We start from the raw sequence: 7,617 nt of genomic DNA, 5'->3' as shown, positions 1-7,617 counted from the left end.
TTTCAATACTTTTTTTCTTCAGCCTAAATCCCTTATCTTAATTCCTATCTTGATTCGGCAGAGTGACAAAAGAGGGATATAGTAGTGCAAAGGATTGTTAGGATATTTTCTATTGCCTGTTGCCTACTGCCTATTGTCTCAAACCATAACCTCACTGTCCTAACCAACTTATTCATTGCTATAGTCGCCATAGTGAAGGTTGCACCAGCAGAATGATACAACGACAAAGGAATGGGGAATTGGAAAACTGATTCCCCATTATTAATAGTTAATGATTAATTAATCAAAACCCACTAAACTTTCAGCCATTTCTATGCCTTTACGCACGGATGTAGCGGACTCATGGAGGGCAGCAATTTCCGCTTCTGCTAGGGGCAACTCCAAGATTTTCTCAATTCCCTGATATCCCAATTGACAAGGAATACCCATATAAATATCATTCAAACCATATTGGCCTTGGAGATATCCGGCAACCGGCATAAAGCGGGATTGATTGTGTAATACGGCTTCCACCATGAGACAGACTGAGGATGCAGGCGCATAATAAGCACTACCGGTTTTCATCAGTTGCACAATTTCTGCACCGCCTTTGCGAGTCCTCTCGACGAGGCGATCGATCGCGGCTTGATCCATGAGTTCGGTAATGGGAATTCCCCGAACCGTAGAAAATCGAGGTAAGGGAACCATCAGATCCCCATGTCCTCCTAAGACTAGAGTTTGGATATCGGCGATCGAGCATCCTAACTCTAGGGAGATAAAGGTTTGAAATCGTGCTGAATCAAGAACTCCTGCCATTCCCATAACCCGACTGGAGTCGAGACCACTTGCTTTCCACGCCAAATAGGTCATTACATCCAGGGGATTGGTGACTAACATAAAGATCGCTTGGGGACAGTGCTGGACGGCCTCTTTGACCACAGATTTAACGATTTTGGTATTGATTTCGACCAACTCTTCCCGACTCATGCCTGGTGTACGGGGTTTCCCTGCGGTAATCACCACAATATCGCAATCGACCAAATCGGCATAATTATTGGTACCGATCAATTGGCGATCGTGGCGCTCGACTCCCCGTGCTTCCATCAGATCCAAGGCGATCCCTTGAGGCATCCCTTCAATCACATCCAAGAGAACCACATCGGCTAAGTCTTTTTCTGCAATACGTTGCGCCAAGGTGCTGCCGACTTTTCCCGCTCCAATGATACCGACACTTGGAGCGATCGCTTGATGAGATTTAACCATGGCAAATTCTCGTTTTTGTTAGTTGAACAACTCTAGTTGATCGACACGCAGCCAAATATTGGGGGTGGGAACCTGACCAAATTTGACTAAGGCGTAGTCACCTTTGATATCCATGATCTCGCCTTGGGTTTCAAAAATGTAGGGAGGAAACCGGGTATCACTTGCACAAGCTTCTAGGGAATTGTCCAGTTTTTCTTGGATAGCCCGTACCATTGAACCTTTTTTAATTGCTGCTGCCATAATCAACTCAGGAATTACGTTTCAAAACTTCCCTCATGATACCAAGGAGCGATCGGGATTCAAGGATTGATTTTAGCGGTTATTCTTCTGAAGGGATTTAATTTTAGATTTAAATCAGAAAGGACACCGACGACTGGCCGTGTTTCGTCTCGGTGTCCTTACTGGTTCGCTCCTCACACGATAGTCAATATAGCTTACTCAATTGGGTTTGTCATCCCTTGAAGAAATTTTTTTGGTGGCATTCTCTACAATTCTGGGGGGGCAATCAGGTTTAATCCTTTTTCTAGTAAGGTTTTGAGGGTCTTTCTGGCGATCGCTACTAATGCCAAACGACTGAGGGAAAGTGGGCGATTTTCCTTTAAAGTTGATCCCCAGATCCGGCATTGGCGATCGAATCTCAGAAGATCTTGACTAAGTTTTCCGGTTAAGGAGGGTAAGCGCGGGGAGGCTCGATCGTCATTGAGAGTATCCCAGATATGCAAGAGGGAGCGGATTAAGGTCTGTTCGCTGGGATGAACGAGTTGAAATTTTCCGTCATCTAACCAAGGAATGCGATCGGGTTCGACGATCTTTAATGTAGACTCATCCAGGCTCATTAACCCTTGATGTTGGGCAAGACGCAAGAGGGCGCAACAGCGAGCATGGGCAGCTTGCCAGGTAAAGACTTCTGGGGAGTGAGGATCAGTCTTAGGGAATAGGGTTGTGTTACATAGTGTTGAGGATTCAACTGGGTACTCCATCGCAGCACGTGGCGCTGTAAGTACGAAGGGAGTGAGCAAAAAGGCTTGCAATTGCTCGGCTAAACCTAGATCGCAGTAATGAAATTGCAGCCAACCGGGAGAACGAACAGAAAGGGAAAATGCGAATAAGTTCTCTTGTAGGGAAAGGAACTCCAGCAATTGTTTAGCTAAATGCAGAGAGGTTAGGCCACTATAGGAAGATAGTTTAAGGGCGATCGCCGATTGATAGCCTAAGGGTTGATGCTCTGGCAACAGTTCCACCGGAATTTCTTCACGCTTCAAACTGACGAAGGATGTTTCTATTCCCTGATGGATGGCCTTTTGCAGATTCTTTTTCATCGTAGGGGAATTTGGCTCAGGTATTCAGTAAGGTGAAAGGCATCTACGCCTAAAGCCGTGCGCTGTTGAGCCGCTAATATTCCAGCTTGAGCGTGCCACCAGGTAGCCGTCTGGGTCGCCATTTCTGGAGCTTGGGGGAGTTGGGCAACTAGACCCCCTAACAACCCGGTAAGTACGTCACCACTGCCTCCTCTGGCGAGGGCTGGGGTACTTTCGGGGTTCAGGTAAACGGTTCCGGTGGGGCTGCCAATAGCCGTTCTTGCCCCTTTGAGCAAAACGATCGCCCCGGTTTGTTGACTCGCTTCGCGAACCGCTTGTATGCGGTCTACATGGAGGTTAATTTGCGGGAAAAGGCGCTTAAATTCTCCAGCATGAGGGGTGAGGAGGGTCGGGAACGATCGCTCATTGAGGAGCGAAATACCAAGACTGGCAAGGATATTGAGTCCATCTGCATCAAGGATCAGAGGGATGGGAAGATTGAGGAGAGTGGGAATAATGGGTGTGGCCGATCGCGTGATTCCTGGGCCGCAGGCGATCGCCTGATACTTCTGGTAGTTTAGAGTATCGGGGAGTTCTGCGATCGCGCCCGTCTCGGTTTCTGGACAAGGAATAATCAACGCTTCCGGTAACTGGGCAACGAGCAGGGGTTTTAAGCGGTGGGGAACGGCAATCGAAAGCATCCCCACCCCAGAAGCGCGGGCCCCTAAACCGGCTAAAATGGCACTGCCTGCATATTCCTCTGAACCGCACACCAGCAACAGATGACCGGCTTTGTATTTATGGGAAAGGAGAGGACGGGGAAGGGGAAGACCGGCGATCACTCCTTCTCTGGTAATACGATAAGATCGAGAAGTGTTGCCTAAAACCGCGTCAATATCAGCGAACGGAATACCAAAATCAATCCATTCCACCTTCCCTAAATACTCGACTGCTGAATCTTGCAAACAAGCCGCTTTCCACAGTCCCAAACAGAACGTATAATCAGCACGAATAGCACAGCCGAGAACTTGTCCCGTATCTGTATGGATACCAGACGGCAAATCAATGCTACAAATCAATATTTGGGATTGATTAATGCGATCGATCTGCTCTGCCAACTCTCCGGAAATAGAGCGCTCTAACCCAAATCCAAACAAGCCATCAATCAGAATCTCGCAACTGTCGAGCAATTCCTCTAAACTCACCCAAGGAATGCCCAAACTTTTTCCATACTGGGCATGAGCTTCAGTCAGTTCTTTTAATTTGGCTAACGGTTGCGTCACCACCACCGAATAGCCTTGCAAATATAATTCCCTAGCAATTACTAAGGCATCGCCACCATTATGACCTGGCCCCACCAGTACACCAATTTTAGCGGGGGCTAACCCTAGTGCTTCCCATTGATCTATCATGCGGCGAGCCAATAAACCCGCCACCTTTTCCATAAGCGCCGCTACTGGCATTCCCGCCACAAATAGGCGGTTTTCAATGGCTCGCATTTCAGCCGCCGTGACGACAATTTGGGCAATTTGATTTCGGCAATGAGTCATAGTTTATAGCGCGAAGCACTAGGGAATAGAGAATAGGTTATGGTAACTCGGTTTTAGAATTTAAAGAAAGTCCTATCTCCCTATCTCCCTATCCCCCTATCCCCCCATCTCCCACTAATGCATTAACACATTGCGATCGTAAGGCGCTTCAAAATCCAAAATCGGCCCTTTAGGCACAATTTTAGTCGGATTAATATCCGTATGGCTGCGATAATAATGGCGCTTAATATGGTCAAAGTTACAAGTTTCTGCCACTCCTGGCACTTGATACAGTTCTTTCAGATAGTCCCATAAATTTTCATAATCTGTAATATGGTGGAGATTGCACTTAAAATGACCATAATAGACCACATCAAAGCGTAATAACGTGGTAAAGAAACACCAATCCGCTTGAGTGATGCGATCGCCACACAAATAAGGGTGTTGTTCTAACACTTGATCCCAATGATCTAAAGCCTCAAACAAGTCTGTTAACCCTTGTTCATAAGCCTCTTGCGTCGTCGCAAAGCCAGCGCGATAGACTCCATTATTAATCGGCTGATAAATAGTATCCATCGTACTGTTGATAATATCCCGTAACTCTTCTGGATAAAATGAAACCTGACGTTCCGCAAATCGTTCAAACTCCGTATCCAATATGCGGATGATTTCGCGAGATTCATTATTGACAATAGTATGGGTTTTCTTATCCCACAAAACGGGAACGGTCACCCGACCGCTATAATTTGGATCGGCCTTTAAATAGAGTTGCCAGAGGTAGTCAGCCTGATTCACCGTATCGGGAATACAACCTGGAGCTTCAGAAAACTCCCAACCATTTTGATCGATTTCTGGATCGACGACTGATAAGCTAATTGCAGATTCCAATCCTTTTAGCTTTCTAAGAATAGCTGTGCGATGGGCCCAAGGACAAGCCCAAGAAATATATAAATGATAGCGCCCAGCTTCTGCTTTAAACCCACTAGAGCCATCGGCAGTAACTTCATTTCTAAATGTGGTTTGGGGACGGATAAAGTTTCCTTTTTGATCCGATTGTTCCCGTCGTGAAACCCATTGACCATCGACTAATAATCCTAAGCCCATAGTATATATTCCTTATAATTTGAATGACACCCTTCACAAAACATCGAACTTAACCCTCAGTCATTTTGAGGATAAATACAAGCGAAACAAATAGCATTAATCCCAACCAAACTACTAATATGGTATTAAAGGTAGTATGGAAATAACTGCCAGCGAACAAGACTAGAAAAAAGAGAACAACAGCCACGACGAAGTAAGTGACCAGTTGTCCGAAACAACCTTGAACTGATCCGGAAAAATCATCATTTGGGGGTCTCATAGCCAGACTCGATGTTAACGACCAAAATAAACGCGAGCATTGCTTAATCCTGAATTTTGTAAAAATGACATTATTTCTGCGGCTTCGCTGCGGTTAGCATAGGGGCCAACAGCAACATGCATCCCCCGACGAGAGCGTTTAGCTACAACATTAACCGTATTGGGAATGATTTGCCGCACACGATTAGCCATTAGATTAGCATCCTCTTGAGAGCTAGGAATGACCACATAATAACCTTTACCAGCGACTGGGACAGGGTTGGGGTTGATCGTATTTGCCGGGGTAATTGGGGTGGTGTAATTGGGGGGGAGATAATTTGGGCCACCAGCGAGGGTGTCCCCTTGTAAGGAAACAACTTCAGCCAAAATACCGCGCGATCGCAACAGGGACAAGCGCTCCTGAGCCTGGAATTCCGACACAAATGCACCCGCCTGAATCACCGTGCGGCTACCTATTTGCCGGATAAAGGCATCCGGTACAAGCTGTTTAACTTGTTCTAATAACAGGGGAGAATTCCCATTTACCCAAACCCGATAGGGGTAGGCACTGGGCGCTACATAGGGTGGATTGATATTACCCGGAATCGTCGGTATGGCATTCAGGGGAGGAGGAGGGGGTAAGGGGATTTGTTGTGACTGAGCGTTAGTGCTGACCATTAATCCCAATCCCAAACTCCCCAGAAGGATAACTCGATTCAGTCTTGAATGCTGTTTTGGGTTGTTCATAGTCTCTTAAAAATTCAGATCCTCCAGAGAAAGGACGGAGGTGTTACCCTTAGAAGGGTACATAACAATTATGCTTTTGTTCACAGTAAGCTTCAGTAGCTGCCATGAAAAAGGTTGTCGTCGGACTCTCTGGAGGAGTAGATAGTTCTACTGCCGCAGCAGTTCTTCATCATCAAGGATACGATATTGTGGGATTAACCCTTTGGTTGATGAAGGGGAAGGGACAGTGCTGCTCGGAAGGTATGGTAGATGCGGCGAAAATTTGCGAACAGCTTGGGGTTCCCCACCATATTGTCGATAGTCGCGAGTTGTTTGAGCAGAATATTATTGATTATTTGGTGTCGGGTTATCGGGAAGGAATTACGCCCCTACCCTGTTCCCAGTGTAATCGGGCGGTGAAATTTGGCCCGATGATTAACTATGCCAAATCTGAGCTGGGTATTGATTATATTGCGACAGGTCATTATGCGCGGATTGCGTTTGATGAGCAGTCCGGACGCTATCAGCTTTTGAAGGCGATTGACCCCCAGAAGGATCAGTCCTATTTCTTGTATGATTTGTCCCAAGAGATATTAGCTTCTACGTTGTTTCCCTTGGGAGAAACGCCGAAAACAGAAACGCGCCGCCTAGCAGCCGAGTTTAATTTGACGACGGCAGAAAAGCCAGAAAGTCAAGATTTATGCTTGGTGGAAGCCCATGGCTCGATGCAGTCGTTTTTGGATCAGTATATTAACCAGAAGACTGGCGATATTGTTGACCAAGGGGGTAAGGTTTTAGGACAGCATCAGGGGATTCATCATTATACGATTGGCCAACGGCGCGGGTTAGGAGTTGCCTATTCTGAACCCTTGTATGTGGTGGATCTAGACCCGGTAATGAATCGCGTGATTGTGGGAACCCGCGATAGTGCAGCCGATCCAGAGTGTACGGTTTGTCGGGTAAACTGGGTGTCAATTGCGCCACCGGATAGTCCAATTCGCGCTGAAGTTCGCATTCGCTATCGTTCCAAACCGGTTCCAGTGACGGTGATTCCTCTACCGGAAAATCGGGTACATTTGCGCTTTGATGAGCCTCAGTTTGGGGTAACCCCTGGGCAAGGGGCGGTTTGGTATGAGGGCGATCGCCTCCTCGGTGGTGGTATCATTGAACGCAAGTCCAAAGTTTAGACATTCTCAATCAGTGATTTCCGAACACCTCTCACCTGAATTAGCACAAGTTTTCTTAGACGGATTACCGGAAACGATTCGTGAGGGACTTTTAGTACGCGCTCAACAAATGAACTATCCAGTTTGGGCAGTCATTGAAATGGCGATCGCCGGTTATCTGGATGAAGAGGCTTTATCCTTTACCGATTGTCAACCTAAGCTAGACTAGCGGTTTGGTATAAAAGCGATTGCCAACGTACCAAGAAACCGGGTTTCTACAAGAACTTAGGAGAGAGTCGAGAACCAGGGCAGAAA

At 46.7% G+C, this 7,617-nt stretch carries 8 protein-coding genes; 2 read left to right on the top strand and 6 right to left on the bottom strand.

Annotated elements, in window-relative coordinates; translation table 11 throughout:
* Positions 1 to 279 precede the first annotated feature (279 nt).
* From mdh to J7529_RS20315, 6 genes are all read right to left on the bottom strand, one after another.
* On the bottom strand, positions 280 to 1,242 hold the full coding sequence (gene mdh / locus J7529_RS20340; protein ID WP_318730475.1) for a malate dehydrogenase: 963 nt from the start codon (positions 1,240 to 1,242) through the stop codon (positions 280 to 282).
* Between the two features lie 18 nt (positions 1,243 to 1,260).
* A complete protein-coding gene (locus tag J7529_RS20335; protein WP_271944370.1) occupies positions 1,261 to 1,482 on the bottom strand; it encodes an NAD(P)H-quinone oxidoreductase subunit O in 222 nt (73 codons plus the stop codon).
* A 245-nt stretch (positions 1,483 to 1,727) separates the two neighbouring features.
* The gene (locus J7529_RS20330; RefSeq protein ID WP_271944372.1) at positions 1,728 to 2,561 is read right to left on the bottom strand and encodes a DALR anticodon-binding domain-containing protein; all 834 of its coding nucleotides are present in this window, start codon (positions 2,559 to 2,561) and stop codon (positions 1,728 to 1,730) included.
* Positions 2,558 to 4,090, bottom strand: a complete 1,533-nt coding sequence (locus tag J7529_RS20325) for an NAD(P)H-hydrate dehydratase (RefSeq protein ID WP_318730474.1) — start codon at positions 4,088 to 4,090, stop codon at positions 2,558 to 2,560. The genes J7529_RS20330 and J7529_RS20325 overlap by 4 nt, the downstream gene beginning before the upstream one ends.
* 114 nt (positions 4,091 to 4,204) lie before the next feature.
* Entirely contained in the window at positions 4,205 to 5,173 is a 969-nt protein-coding gene (locus J7529_RS20320) for a glutathione S-transferase family protein (protein ID WP_271944376.1), read from the bottom strand.
* A gap of 273 nt (positions 5,174 to 5,446) precedes the next feature.
* Entirely contained in the window at positions 5,447 to 6,157 is a 711-nt protein-coding gene (locus J7529_RS20315) for an SPOR domain-containing protein (protein WP_318730473.1), read from the bottom strand.
* 104 nt (positions 6,158 to 6,261) lie between these two features.
* On the opposite strand from J7529_RS20315, the gene mnmA reads away from it, so the two are divergent.
* Positions 6,262 to 7,323, top strand: a complete 1,062-nt coding sequence (mnmA, locus tag J7529_RS20310; RefSeq protein ID WP_318730472.1) for a tRNA 2-thiouridine(34) synthase MnmA — start codon at positions 6,262 to 6,264, stop codon at positions 7,321 to 7,323.
* Positions 7,324 to 7,336: 13 nt separating this feature from the next.
* Positions 7,337 to 7,531, top strand: a complete 195-nt coding sequence (locus tag J7529_RS20305; protein ID WP_318730471.1) for a hypothetical protein — start codon at positions 7,337 to 7,339, stop codon at positions 7,529 to 7,531.
* The last annotated feature ends 86 nt before the right edge of the window (positions 7,532 to 7,617 follow it).

This window comes from Roseofilum sp. Guam (genome assembly GCF_017746735.1).
GTDB lineage: Bacteria > Cyanobacteriota > Cyanobacteriia > Cyanobacteriales > Desertifilaceae > Roseofilum > Roseofilum reptotaenium.
The sequence above is the reverse complement of the archived record's forward strand: the minus strand, read 5'-3'. Positions and strand labels throughout refer to the sequence as shown.